A 20,218-nucleotide genomic window follows, 5' to 3' on the forward strand; every position below is an offset into this window, starting at 1 on the left:
ATGAAGGTGCTGATCTTCGGCGCGACCGGGATGATCGGTCAGGGGGTGCTGCGCGAGTCGCTGATCGACCCGCAGATCGAGCAAGTCACGGTGGTCGGCCGCAACCCGACAGGTCAGCGCCACCCGAAGCTGCGCGAGGTCGTCCACGCGAACATGGACGACCTCGGGCCGATCATTCCGCAGCTGGCGGGCCACGACGCGTGCTTCTTCTGCGTCGGGGTGTCTTCGGCCGGGATGTCCGAGGCCGAGTACACGCGGGTGACGCACGACCTCACTCTGAAGGTGGCGCGCCCGCTGGCGGCGCTGTGCCCGAACATGACGTTCATTTATGTGTCGGGCAGCGGGGCGGACAGCAGCGAGCGCGGGCGGGTGATGTGGGCCCGCGTGAAGGGCAAGACCGAGAACGCGCTGCGCGAGCTGCCGTTCCGCGCGAGCTTCGTGGTCCGCCCGGGCTTCATCCAGCCGATGCACGGCATCCGCTCGCGCACGCGGCTGTACAACGCGCTCTACGCGGTGCTGTCTCCGCTGTACCCGCTGTGGAAGGTGCTGTTCCCGGGGCTGGTGACGAGCACCGAGCAGCTGGCGCGGGCGATGATCGCGGTGGCCCGCGACGGGACGGCCAAGTACGTGCTCGAGACCCGCGACATCAACGCGATAGGTCAGCGCGAGCTGGCCGCGCGGGCAGGGGGACGGCGCGCGGAACATGTCTGAAAGATCATGTCATGAGAAGTTCCAGCGGCGGGTGATGTGCTTCTTTGGACATGTCTAATGGGCCATGCGATGCCGTGTTCGCCGCGGCGTCGTGTCAGAACGGACGGTCGTGGCATATCTCGATCGATCGCCCGAGTTCGACGAGCATGCGGGCGCGGCTCGCGGGTGATTTTGGACGGCTGGGCGAATACGTGACCGAAGAGCCGGGCGCGGGCAGAGTTTCCGGCCCGCGCGGGGTCTGGGTGCGAAATTGCACGTCGCTGCGGCCGCCGACCGAAATTGGTGCTAGAGAAGCGCGATGATCGAACAGGCCGAGCTCGACCGCGTGCTCCTCGAGCGGTTCGGGTTTTCCGAGTTCCGCCCGGGCAGCGGCGCAGCGTCGAGGAATTGTTGCTCGGCAGCGGGTCGCTGCTGTGCATCCAACCGACGGGCTACGGCAAGAGCCTCTTGTATCAATTGCCGGCGGCGCTGCTCGACGGGATCACGCTGGTGGTGTCGCCGCTGCTGGCGCTGATGCGCGACCAGCTGCAGCACCTCAACGACCGCTTCGGGCTGGCGGCGGCCAGCATCAACAGCGACCAGAGCGAGGAGGAGAACGACGCGGCGCGGGCGGCCGCGGCCCAGGGGCGCGTGCGCCTGCTGTTCGTGTCGCCGGAGCACCTCGACCACGTCGATCGCTTCGAGGCCCTGGCGGCGCTGCCGATCCGCCTGCTCGTGGTCGACGAGGCGCACTGCATCTCGACGTGGGGCCACGACTTCCGGCCGGCGTACCGGCAGATCGTCCACCTGCTGCGTGCGCTGCAGGAGCGCCACCCGTCGCTGCGGGTGCTGGGGCTGACCGCGACCGCCGACGAGCGAGTGGAGGAGGACATCCGCGGGCAGCTGCAGCGGCCCGGCGCGACGCCGCTGGTGGTGCATCGCAGCAGCATGGATCGGCCCAACCTGTCGCTGGCGGTGGTCGGCCTGCAAGGGATGGCGAGCAAGCTGGCCTATCTGGCGCAGATCGTGCCGCGGCTGCCGTCGCCGGGGATTGTGTACTGCGCGACGCGCGAGCGCACCGAGCTGGTCGCAGGTTACCTGCAGGCGCGCGGGCTGGAGGCGTCGGCGTATCACGCGGGGCTCGAGCCGGAGCGCAAGCGCGAGCTGCAGGCGTCGTTCCTGCACGGCGATTGCCCGGTGATCGCGGCGACCAATGCGCTGGGGATGGGCATCGACAAGTCGGACCTGCGCTACGTGATCCACGTCGACGTGCCGGGCTCGGTGACGGCCTATTATCAGGAGGTCGGCCGGGCCGGACGCGACGGCCGACCGGCCCGCGGGATCTTGCTGTATGACCCGGAGGACAGGCGGATCCAGGAGCACTTCATCGACTCGGCGCAGCCGCAGCCGGAGGACTTCGCGGCGATCGTCGAGGCGATCGAGCACGAGCCGCTCGGGCTGACCGCGATCAAGGTCCGCACCGGGCTCCACCCCACGCGGGTGACGGTGGTGGTCGCGGAGCTGGTCGAGCAGGGCTTTGTCCGCAAGCAGAGCGCGGGCGGCAAGCAGGTCTACGGGCTGACCCAAAAGACAGGCACGCCGGACCTCGGCCGCTACCGCACGCAGCAGGCGGTGAGGACGAGAGATCTCGAGGAGATGCAGGCGTACGGGCGCGGCGAGGCGGACTGCCTGATGGCGACGCTGCGGCGCGCGCTCGGCGACCGCGAGGCGGCGGCTTGCGGGCGCTGCTCGCTGTGCCGCGGGCAGCAGTCGAGCGTGGACATCGAGGCGGCCACTGCGGAGGCGCAGCGCTGGCTCGAGTCGCGGCCGTCGCCGATCGCCGCGAGCGCGCGGCCGGAGGTGGCGGAGGGGCTGGCGCTGCTCGACGGGGAGATCGCCGGGCCGCTGTTCCGCAAGTTTTTTCAGGGGCGCGAGACTGCGGAGTCGCTGCCGCCGGCGCTGGCCGAGCTGCTGCGGACGCAGGTGCGCGCGCTCGGCGAGCGGTTCGCGTTCGCGGCGGTGGCTGCAGTGCCGAGCCGCGACTGGCGTCAACGCGAGGAGGCGCTGCAGATCGCGGCGGAGACGCTCGGGGTGCCGGCCCTGCCCGAACTGGTGGTCTGGCGCGAGGAGCCGCGGGCGAGGCAGAGCGAGCTGCGCAACAACGACCAGCGGCGCGAGAACGTCGAGAACACGATGAAGCTCGGGAGCGGCAGCGTGCGCGGCGAGGTGCTGCTGCTCGACGACTTCGTCGGCTCGGGCGCGACGATCAAGGAGGCGGCGCGAGTGCTGCGAAAGGACGCGAAGCTGAAGTCGGCGATCGTGCCGCTGACTCTGGCACGAGTGCGCTGGAAGCTCGGCTCGGCGGGACGGATCCACTGACCGGTTCGGGACGACGTCGTCGGCGAGCTCGGCGTCGTCGCCGAGGTTCGCCAGGGCGGATCCACTGATTCGGGGCGACGGCATCGGCGAGTGAGTCGCGGGGAGCTCGGCATCGTCGCTGAGGTTCGGCAGGGCAGCTCCACTGACTTCGGGGCGACGTCATCGGCGAGTGAGTGGCGGGGAGCTCGGCGTCGTCGCTGAGGTTGGGCAGGGCAGCTCCACTGATTCGGGGCGACGGCATCGGCGAGTGAGTCGCGGGGAGCTCGGCGTCGTCGCTGAGGTCATGCAGGGCAGATCCCCTGACTTGTGGCGCCGGCGGGGCTGTGCGAGCCTCGCGGCGATGCGAGGGCAGTCGCGGAGGCGGTGGATGCAGCTCGTGGGCGGCGCGATGAGCTTGCCGGCGTGCCGCGGGCGGGCCACGCAGGCGCCGACGATGACGGAGGCGCGGCTGTTCTCCGGTGAAAATGGTGGGCAGGTGGCAGAGGCGCAGATCGTGGCGGCGATGGCGGCGAGCGACGTGGTGCTGATCGGCGAGCAGCACGGGCACCCGCTCGGGCTCGAGCTGGCGGCGGACCTGTTCGAACAGTTGCTGGCGACCGGGGCTGCGGCGGCGCTGGCCCTCGAGAGCGTGACGCGCGATCATCAGGCGGAGCTCGACGCGTTCCTGCGCGGGCAGCTCGACGAGGCGGGGTTCCGCAAGGCGGCCGACCTCAAGGGCGAGCGCAAGTTCCCCGCGGGGCACCGCCGCATGGTGCTGGCGGCGCAGGCGAAGGGGCGGCCGGTGATCGCGGCCAACGCTGCGCGGGCGCTGGTGAAGCGGGCGCGGCTCGAGGGGCTGGAGCCGCTGCGGGCGCTGGGGCCCGAGGAGCAAGCGCTGGTCGAGGTGCCGGAGGAGCTGACCGAAGGGACATACCGCGAGCAGTTCGTCGCGCTCATGGGCCAGCACGCCGGCGTCGACGCGGCCACGCTGGAGGGCTTCTACCGGGCGCAGAACGTGTGGGACGCGACGATGGCGGGGTCGATCGGGCGCGCGCTGGCGGCGGGGTCGAGGCCGGTGGTGCAGGTGGTCGGGGGCTTTCACGTGGACGGGGCCGGCGGGCTGTATCAGCGCGTGCGGGCCGCGAATCAGTCGGCGAAGGTGTGGCGCCTGTCGGTGGTGGCGGAGGTGGCAGAGGCGCTGCGGGCGGAAGATCGCGGGCGCGCCGACGTGGTCGCGTACGTCGGGCCGCTGGCCGCGGCGTGAGGCGACGATGGAGCGAGACGAGTTCGCGCGACGCCTGGCCGAGGCGACGGGTCGGTTGCTGGCGCTGACGCGGACGTACGTGATCGACGCCTTGCCGGAGGCGGTGACGTACTCGCTGGCGATGGGGCCGTGGGTCGAGCACGTGCCGCTCGGTCCGGGGGAACTGTTGTTCGCGGAGGATGCCGAGAGGTTCCGCGAGCGGCGCTCGTGCACGGCGGAGGAGATGGTCGACCTGCTATGGCGGGACGGCCTGGTGCCGCTGTGGATCGATCTGGTGGTGACGGCGGCCCTGCACGGGCACACGCAAGTCGATGCAGAAGTGTCGCCACGGTTCGTGCGCGAGCCGCGGGAGCTACAAGGCGAGGAGCGGCCCTTTTTGATAAAAGTTCGCAACGAGCCGCCCTGGGTCTCCAGGGCGAAGATGCACGGGCCGCTGGAGCGCTTCCCGCTGCGCTGGCGCGACGATCCGGAGGCGGCGCGGGTGGTGCGAGACCCGGAGGAAGGTCGCGTGTCGGTGCGGCGGCTGCTGCTGCGGCGACTGCTGGCGGCACCGCGGACGCAGCTCACGCGCGCGCTGGTGCGACGGTATCTTCACGAGCGGCCCGCCGCCGACTTGCCGTGGCGCGACGAGGCGGAGCAGCGCGAAGCGCTCGCCGAGGCCGAGCGGGCGCTCGCCGGGTGGTCGCAAGACGGGGATGACGAGGGGGCGCGCTAGGACGGCGGCCCCAAAGTTCTCCAGGTTGCGCGAGCGGGGTATAGGGACCGGCGATGCATGTCCACCACCCTGCATTCGGCGTCCCGTCGCCCACCGTCCCCGAGATCCGGGCGCGCTGCGAATCGGACGCGCACCGGCTATGGGATGCTGCGGTGTCGCTCGCGTGCTGGCGGGCGGCGCAGGAGGAGGCGCTCGCCGCGGCGCCCTTCAGCGGGCCCCACCCCGGGGCGGGCGCCGTCGAGCCCGGCGACCTCGCCCGTGCGATCGTCGCGTTGCATCCCGAGCTGCTCGGTCCGACCGTCGCGGGTGCGCCCCTGGACCGCGCCCACGCGATCTGGCGGCAGCGGATCGCCGAGGCGAGCGACCTGCCGCTGGCCTATAGCTGGGGGCGTCGCTGGGCGACATGCGAGGCGGCCGGCGCGTCCGTGGATCCGGGGGTGCTGCTCCGCAGCCTGCCGGACCCCACGCTATGGGCGCTGTCCGCCCTCGACCCGCGGTACGCCGAGGGGCTGATCACGGCCCGTGAGGCGTACTGCGCGCTGTTCGATCAGCTCGGCGCGCGGGGGCACGTCGGCCTCGCCGTGGAACCGGCCTGGCTCGAGCGGGAGCCGGACGCCGTCTGGCGCGAGCGCCTCGTCCACGCGCCGGGGTTCGCCCTCGTCGGCGAGGCGTGTTCGGGGCGACGCGCCCTGATCCGCCAGCTCCGCCGCCTCCTGCCGCAGGCCCGAGGGGTGAACGTCGACAACTGGCACGGCGGGGGCTCGCCCGATCCGCGGTACCGCGCTCGGCCCGACGCCGTCCCCGCCTCGATCGCTCCGGGCCTCGTGTGCGCGTGGACCCGTGTGCCGAACGACCCGGCGCTGCTCCGCTACGCCGCGGAGATGGCCCTCGATTCGGACGCCGCGTTCCAGCTGATCCTCGTCGCGACCGAGGCAGCGTGGGCACGGCTGCGCGAGATGGCGCCGGACCTCGCGCGCTGGCCGGTCGTCCCGATGCCGCCGCTGACCGACGACGAGCTCCTGCCGATCTGGCTCTGCCAGCGCCCCTACATCGAAGATGTCCTCGGCGAGCGAATCGACCTGCGCCGCCTTCTGCCGCTGCCACCGGATCGGCTGCGCCGCCTGCTCGCGGCGGTCGATCCCCACGACCTCACCATCCCCGAGCACGGCCACGCGGTGCGCCTCCGCGAGGCGCTGGGGGAGCTGCTCTGCGAGCGGTCCCGGGCGACGAGGCGCGAGATCCGGGAGCACCCCGAGCTCGCGGCGCTGGACGCCGGGCTCTCGGGGGACGGCTCGCGCTGACCACGGCGTCGCCGAGGACACATTCGGCTCGCATGGCGGGGCCACCAGTACGGTGCGCAGAGACGTCCCAAATGTGGACCGAAGATGAGCTGCTCTTTCAGACAGACTCGCACTGATGCGCCGAGGAAGGCCTGCTGCGCCGAGGTTGGCGAAGCGGTGCGCGGTGATATGTCTATTCGAACATGTTCGTCTGGAGACCGCGGACGGGGCTGATGCGGCGAAGTGGGCGAAGCGGTGCGCGGCGATATGTCTATTCGGACATGTTCGTCTGCGAGACCGCGGAAGAGGCTGATGCGGCGATGCGGGCGATGCGGCGCTGGTGACATGTCCATTCGGACATTTCGTCTGCGCCACCGCGGAAGGGCTTGCTGCGCCGAGGCGGGCGATGCGGTGCTTGGTGACATGTCCATTCGAACATGTTCGCCTGCAGGCGCGCCATGGGGTAATCGATCAGGGCAGCCAGAGGATCGTGATGACGTGGTCGTCGATGCCGACCACGGCGGGTTCGCCGGTGATGCCGGGGCCGGTGTTGGTGAACCATGTCGGCTCGGCGTCGGCCCACAGCTCGGCGGTGAACCACCGGCGGAGGGCGTCGAGGTCGATCATCCGGTCGGCCAGCCTGGAGGGGCTGACGGCGTCGAGCCAGCCGCCCTGTTCGGCCTCGGCGCGCTCGGCGGCCTCCTCGGCCTCGACCTCGGCGATCCGGGCGCGCGCGGTGGCGAGGAGGCGGTCGGCGCAGGCGAGCATCTCGGCGCGGTCGACCGCGCGCCAGGAGCCGTCGACGAAGGTGCAGTAGGGGGCGTCCTCGGGGGTGCAGAGGCTGAAGTGATCCTCGAGGAAGGTCTGGACGATGGCGCGCCTGGCAGCCACGAGCGCGGCCGGGTCGACGCCGGCCTCGGCCAGCGCTTCGCGGTGGATCGGCTCGAGCACGTCGCTCGCCGCGACCGCCTTGAGCCAGGCGCTGGTCCACGACGGGTACCACTGCAGCTGGATGTGCTCGGCGAGCTCGAGCCGGCGCGCGAGGTCGGGGTCGGGGCGCATGGGCCGAAGGTTAGCGAAGTTCGCGGGGACCGGGAGCGACTGCGGGGGGCGGATCGTCGGCGGCACACCCCAGGAGCGACGGGTGCGTCGCGTCGACGCACCGGCGTGACACGCCCGCGCGGCAGCGGTCCGCGGGTGATTGCGTCGCCGCGAGAACGCGAGGCGCCGGGCGCGTCGCTCGCGTAAACTCGCGGGACGATGGACGTGGGTGCGTTGTTTCCCGAGTGGGAAGAGGTCGGGGAGGAGCAGCCTGCGGCGATCGCGGCGGCCTGCGCGCGACTCGGCGTGGAGCGAGAATGGCTGGCCGAGGACGACTACATCCACGCGATCGTCGGCGGGGCGGTCGAGGGCGAGCGGGTGGCGTGGGTCGAGAAGGTGGAGAAGGACGACGGGGGCTGGGTCGACGTCGATTACTTCCTGCGCATGCGCGTCGGCGCGACGCAGGTCCGCGAGTGGACGGTCGACACGTACAACCCGTACTTCGGCTGCGAGGTCGGCCACCTGCGCTGGTGGGACGATGCGGTGGTGATGGTTTATCGGGAGAAACACCGCACGATCGTCTGCAGGCTGGGGCCGGAGGGCGCGCCGCAGCTGCGGGCCGTCGGGTTCGCGTGGACGGTGCTGAACGAGGTGCTGCTCTGCGAGAGTCGGGCCAGCGGGCTGGTCGAGCGGATTCACCTGCCGGCGCTGCGGCCGATGGCGCCGCTGCCGGCGGAGCTGGCCGATCGGAGCATGGCCATGGGGGCATGTCCTGTGGGACAGCCGATCACGAGCGAGCCGGCGGCGCTGCAGCGGCAGATCGCGGCGGGCTTGCCCGTGGTCGCGGGGCCGATCGCCGAGCTGCTGATCGGGGCGCTGGCGTATCGCTTCTGGGAGCCGCGGCCGCCGCTGTTCGCGACGTATCAGGAGGCGTACGCCGACGACCATCCGTGGAACACGCCGTGCTGGTTGCCGTTTTATCGGTATTGCGCGAGCTCGGCGGCGGAGCGAGGCTCGTTGCTGGCGCAGCTCGAGGCTGTCGCCATGCGGGCGCCGGAAGAGTTCGCGGGCGAGGATGACACCGCGGAGCTGGCTTGCCGGCACATCGCGGCGCGCTGCGCCGAGCTGGCGACTGCGTGCCGCGCAGAGCGGCTGCCGGACGGGGAGTCTTGTTATTTCTGGGTCGAATGGTCGCAGGAGGCCTTCGCGGAGGCAGAGGCGCTGTTCCCGGCGGGGATGTGGGCGGTGTGGCAGGCGCTGCGCCCGCGGGCCCGCGAGCTGCAATCGTTCGGCGAGCGAAGATAAAAGCAGACTCGCCGCGGAGCGGCGACCGAGGGCATCACGGTGATGTTCGTCGTCGATGGCTCGGGAAAAGAAAGGCGCGAGGGCCACCAGCGGGTGCTTGTGCGACAGCTCGGTCAAGATCGCCTCGCGGGCGTGGAAGCTGTCGCGGACCGCGTCGTCGGTCCACGCCTGAGTCAGAGTCAGGCCTGGTGACGACAATGAGCGGACAGGCGGCGACGAGGGAGTCGCTCGAGCCCGGCACGTCCTGCGACGTGCCTTTGTCCGAGCATCGAGACAGGCCGTGATGGCCTGCCTCGCCGACGCCCGCGCCCGCGTCACTCGAACAGCTTGCGCAGCCGCTCGGCGAAGCCGTACCAGCCCTGCTGGTAGTCGCTGCGGTCGACCGGCGCGCCGAAGCCGTCGTGCACGATCGTCAGGCGGGTGCCTGTGCCGCCGGCCAGCGGCTCGAGAAGCCAGGTCACGCGCGTGAGCGGTTGGTCGGGCTCGCCGCGCCAGTCGGTCCAGTCGGTGACCAGCTTCTCGTCCTCGACGAGCTCGACGATCCGCGTCGGGCCGCCGTCGACGCTGCGGCCCTCGATGTCGTAGCGCCAGCCGTACGTGTAGGTGCGCCTCTCGAGGTCGACCTGCGCGGCCCCGCCGAGCCAGCGGTTCATCAGCGCCGGGTCGAGCAGGGCGCGGAACACCCGGGCCGGCGGGGCCTTGATGTCGATCGACACGCGCACCTCGTTGCGCCCGCCGGCGAAGTCCGGCAACACCACGCCGTCTGTCCTTCCGGCTAGGTGATCGCCGAGGTTGCCGGCGTGCAGGCGCCAGAGATCGTCGAGCACGTGGCGCGGCCGCTTGAAGGGGAGGTCGCCGCGGACCGTGTGGACGACCTCGAGGGTGCTGGTCGCGGGGTCGTCGGTCGGGGCGACCGACCAGCGCACCTCGGTGTCGACGCCGTGGATCTTCCAGCTGAAGGCGAGCGCTGCGCCGGACTCGAAGGCGACGAGACGCCCTGTCGCATCGCCAGCCCCCGGGGCGCCGAGGGTGGCGCGGCCGTGGAACGCGAAGCTGCCACCGACGCGCGGCTCGACGGTGACGTGATCGGCGAACCACCGCGACAGCTCGGACGGCTCGACGAGCGCGCGGAAGGCTCGCGGCGGAGGGACAGGCAGCGTGAAGCTGGCGCGGTGCTCGAATACGGGGGGATGCTCGCTCATCTGGTTCTCCTCTTGGGGCGGGACGTCGGCGCCGGCGTGCGTGCCGGCGCGGGGGGGTCGTCGTCGTCGGGCAGGGATTCGACGAGGTCCCGGAGGTCGCGCAGGCGCGCGGTCCAGAACACGCGGTAGGCGTCGAGCCAGGTGGTGGCGGCCTCGAGGCGGGCAGGCGAGAGGGTGTAGACCCGCTCCCGCCCGCGCCGGCGCTCGACCACCAGCTCCGCCTCGCGGAGGATCCGCAGGTGTCGCGAGACCGCCGGGCGCGTGACCGCAAACCCCCGCGCCAGCGCACCCGCGGTCTCCTCGGCCCCGCGCAGCCGCTCGAGCAAGTCGCGGCGCGTGCGATCCGACAGCGCGAAGAACACGGCGTCGAGCGTGGCGGCGGTCGCTGGAGGCGTGCAGGTCATGTGTAAAGGATAGGTTACGCGTTTTCGCGCATGTGTCAAGGGTTGGTTACGCGTTGCGCCGGCTCGTTTGCGGTGCATTTCTGCGGGCTTTTGCGCTGCCCGCCTGGCGTACGAACCCTGCTGCGAACTTCAGGCCGATCGGCAGTCGCGGTGTGATCGGCGAGTGAACCGATGTGCGGCGACTGCAGCCGTTCATCGCTGCTGCATCGCGAGCGAAGACCTCGAGCGGTAGCTCGAGCATCGCCGGTTATGGGTCTCTCGCACGAGAGTGCCGGAGTGCAGCAGGGTGATCGGTCGCTCCTCGATCGGGCGATCCACTGTCGTCGTCACGCCCCGGACCTGAGTGCCGACGCGCGATCGAATTTTTCGTCCGCGTGCTGCGACATCCGATCTGTCCGCCTGTCATGCCCGCAGGAGGCCGGACCACGCGAGCGTCGTGCTCGGCGTCGGGCTCCGCCTGCGCCGCGTCGCGAGCCTGCGCGGCAACCAAGGATCATCCGATGTTCACCACGTTCTCGCGTCCTCACGCTTCGATCTCCTGCTCCCTCCTCTCCGCGTCGCGCCTCGGCCCTGCGTTGCTGCTCGGCGCGTCCGTGCTCGCTCCGCTGGCCTGCGACGACGAACCGGCCGGCGATGTGTCCGCGCTCGAGCTGCGCGACGGCGGGGCGTGTCCGTGCGCCGGCGGCACTGACTACCTCGGCAACCCCGTGAACACCGACGTGTGCGGCCAGCAGGTGTGCGGCGAAGACTTCCAGTACTACGCCTGCAGCCCGAGCGGCTGGGTCGCGCAGGGCGGCGTGTGCGGCGGCGACGACGGCTGCGACTGCCCCGGCGGCACCGATTACCTCGGCAACACGGTGCACGCGACCGAGTGCGGCCAGCAGGTCTGCGGCGAAGATCTTCAATATTACGCCTGCGAGCAGAGCGGCTGGGTCTCGCAGGGCGGCGTCTGCGGGGGCGACGACAGCGGCGGGGGCGACGACTGCGACTGCCCGGGCGGCACCGATTACCTCGGCAACACGGTGCACGCGACCGAGTGCGGCCAGCAGGTCTGCGGCGAGGATTTTCAATACTACGCCTGCGAGCAGAGCGGATGGGTCTCACAGGGCGGCGTGTGCGGCGGCGACGACGGCTGTGACTGTCCCGGCGGCACGGACTATCTCGGCAACCCGGTGCACGCGACCGAGTGCGGCCAGCAGGTCTGCGGCGAGGACTTTCAGTATTACGCCTGCGGGCAGGACGGCTGGGTCTCGCAGGGCGGCACGTGCGGGGGCGACGGCGGCGGCGGGCTCGTCTTCACCACGCCGGCGCAGCTGCAGAACGCGCTCGCCAGCAACACCGACGTCCGCGGCGCGACGATCACCTTCCCGTTCGCGCTGGACGTGGGGATGAAGGACTTCCGCGACGTGCACTTCGCCGGCGGGGTCGACGGCGGATGGTTCTTCGGCACCGAGCTCGACGGGGCGGTGTTCTCGGGCCTGGTCCGGCGCGCGCCCTTCCTGTACGCCGACATCGACGGCGCCGACTTCAGCGGCGCGACGCTCGATCGCTGCGACTTCGCCTTCACCTTCAACGCCGACACCGCGACCTGGCCGGCCGCGAACGCGATCACCAGGACAGTGTGGACCGGCTCGGGCTCGCGCTCGGCGACGATGCTGCCGCACACGCGGCTCGATACGCTGGTCGCGCCCGCAGGCCTCGACGCGCTGCTCTCCGGCGGGCTCGTCAGCGACGGCATGCTCGGGTCGTCGTGGCGCAGCTACCTCTACGACTCGTACCTCGCGTGCGTGGGCGGCGGTGGCTCGAAGTACTTCCACCTCAAGTCCTACGTGTTCGATGCCGTCGACGGCCGCTACTCGAACGGGTCGTACGTCAGCCCCGCGGGCGGGCCGACCCTCGCGTTCATGCACGACCTCGACTACGAGAACAACGCCACCCCGGACTTCGCCGGCTACATCGACCGCGCGCTCACCGACTTGATCGCCTCGAACGACGCGGCCTACCTCGACGACCCGTTCGGCGGCCGCGTCAGCTGGTCGTCCGAGCGCGGGGTCGTCGATGCGCTCGCCGATGTCTACGCCAACCCCGAGGCGTGGTACGCGGCGCTGTTCAACTACGCGGTCCAGTGGAACACGCCGACCGCCAGCCGCAACGCCGCCGAGATCGCGCTGGCGCCGGACACGATCGCCGCGACCATCGCGATGCTCGGCGGGGCGGCGAAGCAGCAGTTCATCAACCTCGCCGCCGACCGGATCTTCAGCATGGAGGACCTCGTCGGCAATCCGTATCGCACGACGATCGTCGCGGCGATCCACACGGTGCTGCGGAACCGCCCGGCCGGCGGGATGCCCTGCCCGCACCTGTGAGCGCCCGCCGGCGCGTGCCTGTTCATGTGCACGCTGCCGGCGTTCGTGCGACCATCGCCGCGTGAAGCACTTCATCAACGAGCGGACGGACGTCGTCCGCGAGGCGATCGACGCGGCAGTGATGCTCGGCGAGGGCAAGCTCGCCCGGCTCGACGGCTACCCCGCGATCAAGGTCGTGGTGCGCACCGACTGGGACCGCAGCCGGGTGGCGGTGATCTCGGGCGGTGGGGCGGGGCACGAGCCGGCGCACGTCGGCTTCGTCGGCGACGGCATGCTGACCGCCGCGGTCAGCGGGGAGATCTTCGCGTCGCCGAGCGTCGACGCGGTGCTCGCGGGGATCCTCGCGGTCACCGGTACGCCGGGCTGCTTGCTCGTCGTCAAGAACTACACCGGCGATCGCCTCAACTTCGGGCTCGCTGCCGAGAAGGCGCGCGCGCTCGGCCTCGAGGTCGAGATGGTGGTCGTCGGCGACGACATCGCGCTCCCCGAGGCACCGCGCCCGCGCGGCGTCGCCGGCACTCTGTTCGTGCACAAAGTCGCCGGCCACTTCGCCCGCGAAGGGGCGTCGCTCGCGGAGGTCAAGCGCGCCGCGGAGCGCGTCGCCGGAGCGGTGTGCTCGCTCGGCCTGTCGTTCTCGTCGTGCACGATCCCCGGCCAGCCGGCGGAAGCGCGGCTCGGCCCGGACGAGGTCGAGCTCGGCCTCGGGATCCACGGCGAGCCGGGCGCGGAGAAGATCCGCTACGCGCCGGTGCGCGAGCTCGCCGAGGTCCTCGTGTCGCGCCTTCACGCGCATCTCGGCGACGCGGGCTCGCCCGTCGCGCTTTTAATAAATGACCTCGGCGGGGTGCCGCCGATCGAGATCGCGGTCGCCACGGGGTCGCTGCTGGCGTCGATGCGGCGCGAGGTCGGCCTGGTTTTCGGACCGGCGCGGCTGATGACGTCGCTCGACATGAAGGGCCTGTCGTTGTCGGCGCTGGCGCTCGACCCGGAGCTCGAGCGCGCGCTGCTGTCTCCGGTGGGTCCGGCGGCGTGGGTGCCCGGGCGTCGGATCGCCCGCGTCGCGCCGGTCCCGTTGCCCGCGGGCCTGCGGCCCGAGCCGCCTTCGCCGTCGGTCCACGCCGTGCGCCGACGCGTGGTCGAGGTCGTGTGTGAAGAATTGATGGCCCGCGAGGCCGAGCTCAACGCGCTCGATGCGAAGGTCGGCGACGGCGACACCGGCACGACGTTCGCGACTGCGGCGCGCGCCGTGCTCGCCGAGCTCGATCGCCTGCCGTTCGCCGACGCGGGCGCGCTGTGTGCCGCGATCGCCGGGTGCCTGTCGAGCGCGATGGGCGGCTCGAGCGGGATCTTGCTGTCGATCGGGGTGGCGGCGATGGGCGTGGCGGCGAGGGCGTCGCAGGGCTGGCCGGCGGCTCTGCGCGCGGGCTTGGAGCGGATCCAGCAAGTGGGCGGCGCCCAGGCGGGCGATCGCACGCTGCTCGACGCGCTGCTGCCGGCGATCGCGGCGCTCGAGGCCGGCGAGGGGCTGGCAGGGGCCGCCGCGGGGGCGCAGCGGGGCGCGGAGGCGACGCGGACGATGATCCGGACGCACGCGGGTCGCGCGAGCTATGTGCCCGAGAGCGCGTTGCGGGGCGTGCCCGACCCGGGGGCCGTGGCGATCGCGGCGATCTTCGGCGCGCTCGCTACCGCGTCGCTCGAGTGACGCGGCCCGGGCGGCATCCTGGGCGACAGCGAGACGGGCATCTGGTGAGACAGGTGGATGAAGGCAACCTCGCGATCGGGCTCGAAGCAAGGATCAGGTCGCAGAAAGCCTTCGCAGAGGAAGAGCGCTGTTCTCGCTGGGAATGTGGGCGGTGTGCAAAGGCTGCGCCCACGAGCGCAAGGAATGCGCAGGGGTCGGAACGAATGGTTTGTTGCTCGGTCGGCAGCCTGTATGGCCGCTTGCTATTCTCTCCCTGAGGAGCAGCGATCTATCGCAGGCAGGACGCGGAGCCGGCACGTGCGAGGCATTGGGGCTAAGCCGGAGAACGTGGTTATCCGTCTTGGTCGTGTTGCACGAAACCATTGGGGCTTTTTCCCCCCGGCCCGTTTCCCGATGACTTAATACTGGCGGGCGCGGTGCTGGGTGGCGTTCATAGTCGCGCATGCTAGACTCGCGGGCGAATGAGGAGACCGTCCCTCCTTGCAGCTCGACGCGCACTCAGAGACGGCCCAGGTAAGTCACACCCCGGGGAACTAGCGCTCTCGGCGCGCCTGCGGGCCTAATACACTGTTCATTCGTCAAGGCGTCCCCGGGGTATGTCGATAATCGCCGACTCAACCGCATATCTCGATCGAGCCCGGATTTTGCCCCACCATCAGGCGGCGCTAACTCTGCTTCAGGCCTTGCTAGCAGATCCCAAGGTCCTCAAGCTCCGCTGGCTCGATCTTGCGTGCGGTAGAGGTCAAGTGCTCGCAGCGCTGGAGCGAAATTTGTCCGCCCTAGCGAGGAACAAGATCGTTTACCACGGCTACGATGGTGCTCAGGAGTTCGCGCGGGCCACTGAGAAACTGGCGTCGGCCCTGGGATTTTCGGGGTACCAAGTCGAGGTCGGCGATCTCATCAATTTCCCCAAGCTCTACGAGTCGAATATCGATTTTGACTTTATCAGCTTTACAAACACAGTTCACGAAGTTGCACCAGACAAGTTAGCGCAACTACTTGTCGATTGCATTTCACGGCTTGCACCTCAAGGGTGCCTTTTTATTTACGACATGGAACGGCTGGATCCCCCGGAATTGGGAGCTGTTCCATGGTCCCAAACAGAGGTTTCGGTAATTCTCCAGGCTTTGTTCGCGGCCTTGGAGGTACGCGAATATTCGCCTGAAGTCGCGCACTGGAGCCACCGAAGTACGGGGGCGTGGAGTGCACAAGTTCGTCGCAATCATCTCGACCTCCCGAGCAGCGAATTGCATGCTCGTCGCAATGCCGCAATCTCATCCACCGCGAAAACTATCAGGCATTTGATGACTGAGCGACTTTTTCGGTGTGTGGCTGCCCTTGAAAGTCTTACTCGATACGGTGCAGAGACCGAGGACGAAGGGGCGGAACGGCAGCGACTGCTCTATGAGCACTGGGCTTTGACACGGGCGATCGGAGTTGGCCAATGACTCCCCGAATCTTCATTTCTTATTCGGGACGGGATGCGACCGTCGCTAAGCTCATTGGCGATCGTCTCACTGGTGAAGGCATGACTGTCTGCGAAGCCCGCAGTGTGACCGCTGGTGTAGATCGGGCCAGTCAGATCGCTCTGGAGATTAGGAGGGGCGATCTGATTATCGCAATCCTCTGCGAGGATTCGCCGAATGTGATGTTTGAACTTGGATTTGCGGTCGGAGCTGGTCGGAGTGTACTGATTGCGACAAGTCTTGCAGAGGTGATTCCGACCGAACTTGGAACTCTTCCTTGCGTTCGAATAACGCCTGAGTCCCAGGAAGATCTTGTAGAGGCAGTACATAGAGTGCTTGCACGAACCCGGAAGAAGCCATCTCGGGAGCGGTTTGAGTTCTCATCGTCTCATGACGAATTGAGCACAGTTTTCTCCGATCCTTCATACTTTGAAACTTTGGAAATTCGTAGATTTGAAACGTTGGTGACTGATGTTTTTCGCTCGAAAGGCTTCAGTGTGCAAGCTCCCTCTGAGAGGGATGATCTCGGCTTCGACTTTATCTTAGAACTTTCAGGCGTCCCCGGGCGTGTTGCTGTTCAGGTGAAGAAGGGGGTGCGTCAACGTTTAATATCAGTAGACCACGTCCGCCAGCTTATGGCATCTGTCCGGTTCGCCCGGGCTGCGTCGGGAATCCTAGTTTCATCATCCGATTTTACTGCGTCGGCAGTAGGCTTGGCTGATGAAGCTTCCCCACGAATCACGCTGCTTCCGCTGGAAAGGCTCCTTGAGGAAAGCGATCCACGGGCGCTTATTGGATTTGGAAAATTTGATCGGACTGCCGAGGAACTGCTTACAAAGTTAGAGCGCCTTACAGATGAAGCAATGAGTGATTATCGCCATCCCGAGTTAACGGGCAAGTCGGACGTTCAGCATGCTTCTTCAGTCGCGGAGGCTGTAAGGGAGTTGCAGGAGCGAGCGCGCAAACTTCTAGAAAAGGCGGAGCCTGAAGGAGGAATGCTGGATTTGATTAATAGTATCGATATTCGATATGCATCGAGGTTTCAAGAGATTATCCATGCGGCTACGCGTAATGGTGTGCCTCACTCCGAACTTCTTCGCAGATTTGGAAATCGGTGACCTATCTGTTTTGCGAGATTAAATGTGTATCTCACAGGTGCCAAGACCATTCGTGTATTTTCGCAGTAGAGCTACATGGCTTTCGAAGTCCTGAAGGCTAGCGGAGACTAGTCGTTCCGGCGCGGAATCTGCAGGACGTGGTACCGCACCGGCTTCGAGACAGTCCGTCGCGCGACGACCTCTTGGGTCCTCGAAGGCATCTCCGAAGGGAATGTCAGCGCGCCGGCGTGAGGTTGTCGCGGTTGGCTGCGATCGCGGCGAGCACCGCCGGGCGGCAGCCCTCGCCGGCGTGCTCGTCGATGTGCTGCAGCAGGGCCCGGCGCATGCGTGGGTCCCAGAAGCGGCGGATGTGGCCGGCGATGCCGTCGTTGATGGCGGCGGGGTCCGGGTCGGACTCGAAGAAGGTGGCGATCTGGTTGGCCATCTGGACCAGCTTGTGCGCGTCCATGGGGTCGCCTCCGTCAGCGGGGATCGGACTGCGGCAGCAGGGCGTCCTGCTGCTCGCTGAACTCGCCGAAGCGGCGCTGCCACTTCGACGCCGGCTCGGTCGTCGGGCTGACCTGCACCGCGGTGACCTTGTACTCGGGGCAGTTGGTGGCCCAGTCGGAGTTCTCGGTGGTGATGACGTTGGCGCCCGAGCCGGGGAAGTGGAAGGTCGTATAGACCACGCCGGGCTGCATGCGCTCGCTGATCGTCGCGCGCAAGATGGTCTCGCCGGCGCGGCTGACGATCTTGCACCACTCGCCGTCCTTGATCCCGCGCTGCTCGGCGTCGTGCGGGTGGAGCTCGAGGCGGTCCTCGTCGTGCCAGGTGTTGTTGGCGGTGCGCCGGGTCTGCGCACCGACGTTGTACTGGCTGAGGATCCGCCCGGTCGTCAAGATCAGCGGGAACTTGCGGTTGACCCGCTCCTCGGTGGCGACGTACTCGGTGATGACGAACTTGCCCTTGCCGCGCACGAACTCGTCGATGTGCATCACCGGGGTGCCGACCGGCGCCTTGTCGTTGCACGGCCACTGGATGCTGCCGAGCTCGTCGAGCCGGGCGTAGCTGACGCCGGTGAAGGTCGGCGTGAGCCGGGCGATCTCGTCCATGATCTGCGACGGGTGGGTGTAGTGCATCGGGTAGCCGAGCGCCTCGGCCAGCGCGAGCGTGGTCTCCCAATCGGCCTTGCCGGCGAGCGGCGGGGTCACCTTGCGGACGCGGGAGATCCGTCGCTCCGCGTTGGTGAAGGTGCCGTCCTTCTCGAGGAACGACGAGCCGGGCAAGAACACGTGGGCGAACTTGGCGGTCTCGTTGATGAAGAGGTCCTGCACGACCAGGCACTCGAGCGACTCGAGGGCGGCGAAGACGTGCTGGGTGTTGGGGTCGGACTGGGCGATGTCCTCGCCCTGGACGTAGAGGCCCTTGAACGAGCCGCCGATGGCGGCGTCGAACATGTTGGGGATCCGCAGGCCCGGCTCGGAGTCGATGTCGACGCCCCAGGCGGCGCCGAACAGGGCCCGCACCGCGGGGTCGCTGACGTGGCGGTAGCCGGGCAGCTCGTGCGGGAAGCTGCCCATGTCGCAGCTGCCCTGCACGTTGTTCTGGCCGCGCAGCGGGTTCACGCCGACGCCGGGCCGGCCGATGTTGCCGGTGACCATGGCGAGGTTGGCGATGCCCATGACCATGGTCGAGCCCTGGCTGTGCTCGGTGACGCCGAGGCCGTAGTAGATCGCCGCGTTGCCGCCGGTGGCGTAGAGGCGGGCGGCGGCGCGGAGCTCGGCCGCGGGCACGCCGGTGACCTCCTCGGTGACCTCGGGCGCGTGGCGCGGGTCGCTGATGAAGGCCTTCCACTTGTCGAAGGCGGGCTGCTCGCAGCGGGTGCGCACGAACGACTCGGCGTACAGGCCCTCGGTGACGACGACGTGGGCGAGGGCGTTGATGACGGCGACGTTGGTGCCGGGCCGCAGCTGCAGGTGATGCGCGGCCTCGATGTGGGCCGAGCGCACGAGGTCGATGCCGCGCGGGTCGATGACGATGAGCCTGGCGCCGGCGCGCAGGCGTCGCTTCATCTGCGAGGCGAACACGGGGTGGGCGTCCGTCGGGTTGGCGCCGATGACGACGATGACGTCGGCGTGCTCGACGGAGTCGAAGTTCTGGGTGCGGCCGACTCGCCGAGGGTGGTCTTGAGGCCGTAGCCGGTGGGCGAGTGGCAGACGCGGGCGCAGGTGTCGACGTTGTTGTTGCCGAAGGCGGCGCGCACGAGCTTCTGCACGAGGTAGGTCTCCTCGTTGGTGCAGCGCGAGGAGGTGATGCCGCCGACGGCGCCGCGGCCGTGCTCGGCCTGGATCCGCTTGAACTCGGAGGCGGCGTAGGCGATCGCCTCGTCCCACGAGACCTCGCGCCACGGGTCGCGGATCGAGCTGCGGATCATGGGCTTGGTGATGCGGTCCTTGTGGGTGGCGTAACCCCAGGCGAACCGGCCCTTGACGCACGAGTGGCCGTGGTTGGCGTGGCCGTCCTTGTTGGGGACCATGCGCACGACCTCGCTGCCCTTGACCTCGGCGCGGAAGGAGCAACCGACGCCGCAGTAGGCGCAGGTGGTGACGACGCTGTGGTCGGGCTGGCCGCGCTCGACGATCGATTTTTCGACGAGGGTGGCGGTCGGGCAGGCCTGGACGCAGGCGCCGCAGGAGACGCACTCGCTGCTCTTGAAGTCGGTGTTGCCGCTGGCGATCTTCGACTCGAAGCCGCGGCCCTGCAGCGTGAGCGCGAAGGTGCCCTGGACCTCCTCGCAGGCGCGGACGCAGCGCGAGCAGGCGATGCACTTGGCGGGGTCGAAGTCGAAGTAAGGGTTCGAGGTGTCCTTCTCGGCCTTTTTGAAGTGGTTGGCGCCGCCTTCGCCGTACCGGACCTCGCGCAGGCCGACGACGCCGGCCTGCTCCTGCAGCTCGCAGTTGCCGTTGGTCGGGCAGGTGAGGCAGTCGAGCGGGTGATCGGAGATGTACATCTCCATGACGCCGCGCCGCAGCTTGGCCAGCGGGTCGGACTGGGTCCGCACCTTCATGCCGGGCTCGGCGATCGTGGTGCACGAGGCCGGGTAGCCGCGGCGACCTTCGATCTGCACGAGGCACAGGCGGCACGAGCCGAACGCCTCGAGCGACTCGGTGGCGCACAGCTTGGGCACGCGCACGCCAGCGTCGGCGGCGGCCCGCATCACCGAGGTGCCGGCCGGGACCGTGACCGCGTGGCCGTCGATCTCGAGGGTGACCTGCTCGCTGCTCTTCCGCTCGGGGGTGCCCGCGTCGGGCTCTTTGACGGAGTACAT

Annotated in this window: 14 protein-coding genes and 1 pseudogene; 10 read left to right on the forward strand and 5 right to left on the reverse strand. The window is 69.1% G+C overall.

The genetic code is table 11. The features are described 5' to 3' along the window. From OV090_RS24520 to OV090_RS24540, 5 genes are all read left to right on the forward strand, one after another. On the forward strand, positions 1-711 hold the full coding sequence (locus OV090_RS24520; RefSeq protein WP_267706807.1) for an NmrA family NAD(P)-binding protein: 711 nt from the start codon (positions 1-3) through the stop codon (positions 709-711). Between the two features lie 282 nt (positions 712-993). Beyond that, on the forward strand, positions 994-3,069 hold the full coding sequence (locus OV090_RS24525; protein WP_267706809.1) for a RecQ family ATP-dependent DNA helicase: 2,076 nt from the start codon (positions 994-996) through the stop codon (positions 3,067-3,069). 367 nt (positions 3,070-3,436) lie between these two features. Beyond that, the gene (locus tag OV090_RS24530) at positions 3,437-4,312 is read left to right on the forward strand and encodes a ChaN family lipoprotein (RefSeq protein ID WP_267706810.1); all 876 of its coding nucleotides are present in this window, start codon (positions 3,437-3,439) and stop codon (positions 4,310-4,312) included. A 7-nt stretch (positions 4,313-4,319) separates the two neighbouring features. Further along, a complete protein-coding gene (locus OV090_RS24535; RefSeq protein ID WP_267706811.1) occupies positions 4,320-5,027 on the forward strand; it encodes a hypothetical protein in 708 nt (235 codons plus the stop codon). Positions 5,028-5,080: 53 nt separating this feature from the next. Next, positions 5,081-6,328: a hypothetical protein gene (locus tag OV090_RS24540; protein WP_267706812.1), complete on the forward strand. Its 1,248-nt coding sequence runs from the start codon at positions 5,081-5,083 to the stop codon at positions 6,326-6,328. Positions 6,329-6,778: 450 nt separating this feature from the next. Here OV090_RS24540 and OV090_RS24545 read toward each other — a convergent pair whose 3' ends face one another. Then, the gene (locus OV090_RS24545; protein ID WP_267706814.1) at positions 6,779-7,369 is read right to left on the reverse strand and encodes a hypothetical protein; all 591 of its coding nucleotides are present in this window, start codon (positions 7,367-7,369) and stop codon (positions 6,779-6,781) included. A gap of 204 nt (positions 7,370-7,573) precedes the next feature. Here OV090_RS24545 and OV090_RS24550 point away from each other — a divergent pair, with 204 nt between their 5' ends. Then, positions 7,574-8,653, forward strand: a complete 1,080-nt coding sequence (locus OV090_RS24550; RefSeq protein ID WP_267706816.1) for a hypothetical protein — start codon at positions 7,574-7,576, stop codon at positions 8,651-8,653. A gap of 314 nt (positions 8,654-8,967) precedes the next feature. On the opposite strand, the gene OV090_RS24555 is transcribed toward OV090_RS24550, so the two are convergent. After that, on the reverse strand, positions 8,968-9,855 hold the full coding sequence (locus tag OV090_RS24555; RefSeq protein ID WP_267706818.1) for an SRPBCC family protein: 888 nt from the start codon (positions 9,853-9,855) through the stop codon (positions 8,968-8,970). Continuing rightward, a complete protein-coding gene (locus tag OV090_RS24560) occupies positions 9,852-10,259 on the reverse strand; it encodes a metalloregulator ArsR/SmtB family transcription factor (RefSeq protein WP_267706820.1) in 408 nt (135 codons plus the stop codon). Before OV090_RS24560 ends, OV090_RS24555 begins: the two co-directional genes overlap by 4 nt. A gap of 500 nt (positions 10,260-10,759) precedes the next feature. Here OV090_RS24560 and OV090_RS24565 point away from each other — a divergent pair, with 500 nt between their 5' ends. The 4 genes from OV090_RS24565 to OV090_RS24580 all read left to right on the forward strand — a co-directional run bounded on the left by OV090_RS24565 (position 10,760) and on the right by OV090_RS24580 (position 16,911). Continuing rightward, positions 10,760-12,625, forward strand: a complete 1,866-nt coding sequence (locus OV090_RS24565) for a hypothetical protein (protein ID WP_267706822.1) — start codon at positions 10,760-10,762, stop codon at positions 12,623-12,625. Positions 12,626-12,686: 61 nt separating this feature from the next. Then, positions 12,687-14,327 (forward strand): dihydroxyacetone kinase subunit DhaK, encoded by a 1,641-nt coding sequence (locus OV090_RS24570; RefSeq protein ID WP_267706824.1) that lies wholly within the window; start codon positions 12,687-12,689, stop codon positions 14,325-14,327. A gap of 596 nt (positions 14,328-14,923) precedes the next feature. Next, positions 14,924-15,775 carry a class I SAM-dependent methyltransferase gene (locus tag OV090_RS24575; RefSeq protein ID WP_267706826.1) on the forward strand — a complete coding sequence of 284 codons (852 nt, stop codon included), beginning with the start codon at positions 14,924-14,926 and terminating at the stop codon, positions 15,773-15,775. After that, the gene (locus OV090_RS24580; protein WP_267706828.1) at positions 15,772-16,911 is read left to right on the forward strand and encodes a restriction endonuclease; all 1,140 of its coding nucleotides are present in this window, start codon (positions 15,772-15,774) and stop codon (positions 16,909-16,911) included. The genes OV090_RS24575 and OV090_RS24580 overlap by 4 nt, the downstream gene beginning before the upstream one ends. Positions 16,912-17,125: 214 nt before the next feature. On the opposite strand, the gene OV090_RS24585 is transcribed toward OV090_RS24580, so the two are convergent. Together OV090_RS24585 and fdhF are read right to left on the reverse strand one after the other, a co-directional pair. Next, positions 17,126-17,359 (reverse strand): formate dehydrogenase subunit delta, encoded by a 234-nt coding sequence (locus OV090_RS24585; protein WP_267706830.1) that lies wholly within the window; start codon positions 17,357-17,359, stop codon positions 17,126-17,128. A 13-nt stretch (positions 17,360-17,372) separates the two neighbouring features. After that, positions 17,373-20,218: pseudogene (gene fdhF / locus OV090_RS50880) on the reverse strand (formate dehydrogenase subunit alpha).

Origin of the sequence: Nannocystis sp. RBIL2, assembly GCF_026626745.1 — a bacterium.
GTDB lineage: Bacteria > Myxococcota_A > Polyangia > Nannocystales > Nannocystaceae > Nannocystis.

Coding starts and splice junctions, on each gene's coding strand:
- OV090_RS24535 (WP_267706811.1), top strand. CDS start 4,320: ATGGAGCGAGACGAGTTCGCGCGACGCCTGGCCGAGGCGACGGGTCGG.
- OV090_RS24555 (WP_267706818.1), bottom strand. CDS start 9,855: ATGAGCGAGCATCCCCCCGTATTCGAGCACCGCGCCAGCTTCACGCTG.
- OV090_RS24580 (WP_267706828.1), top strand. CDS start 15,772: ATGACTCCCCGAATCTTCATTTCTTATTCGGGACGGGATGCGACCGTC.
- OV090_RS24575 (WP_267706826.1), top strand. CDS start 14,924: ATGTCGATAATCGCCGACTCAACCGCATATCTCGATCGAGCCCGGATT.
- OV090_RS24565 (WP_267706822.1), top strand. CDS start 10,760: ATGTTCACCACGTTCTCGCGTCCTCACGCTTCGATCTCCTGCTCCCTC.
- OV090_RS24545 (WP_267706814.1), bottom strand. CDS start 7,369: ATGCGCCCCGACCCCGACCTCGCGCGCCGGCTCGAGCTCGCCGAGCAC.
- OV090_RS24585 (WP_267706830.1), bottom strand. CDS start 17,359: ATGGACGCGCACAAGCTGGTCCAGATGGCCAACCAGATCGCCACCTTC.
- OV090_RS24530 (WP_267706810.1), top strand. CDS start 3,437: ATGCAGCTCGTGGGCGGCGCGATGAGCTTGCCGGCGTGCCGCGGGCGG.
- OV090_RS24560 (WP_267706820.1), bottom strand. CDS start 10,259: ATGACCTGCACGCCTCCAGCGACCGCCGCCACGCTCGACGCCGTGTTC.
- OV090_RS24520 (WP_267706807.1), top strand. CDS start 1: ATGAAGGTGCTGATCTTCGGCGCGACCGGGATGATCGGTCAGGGGGTG.
- OV090_RS24540 (WP_267706812.1), top strand. CDS start 5,081: ATGCATGTCCACCACCCTGCATTCGGCGTCCCGTCGCCCACCGTCCCC.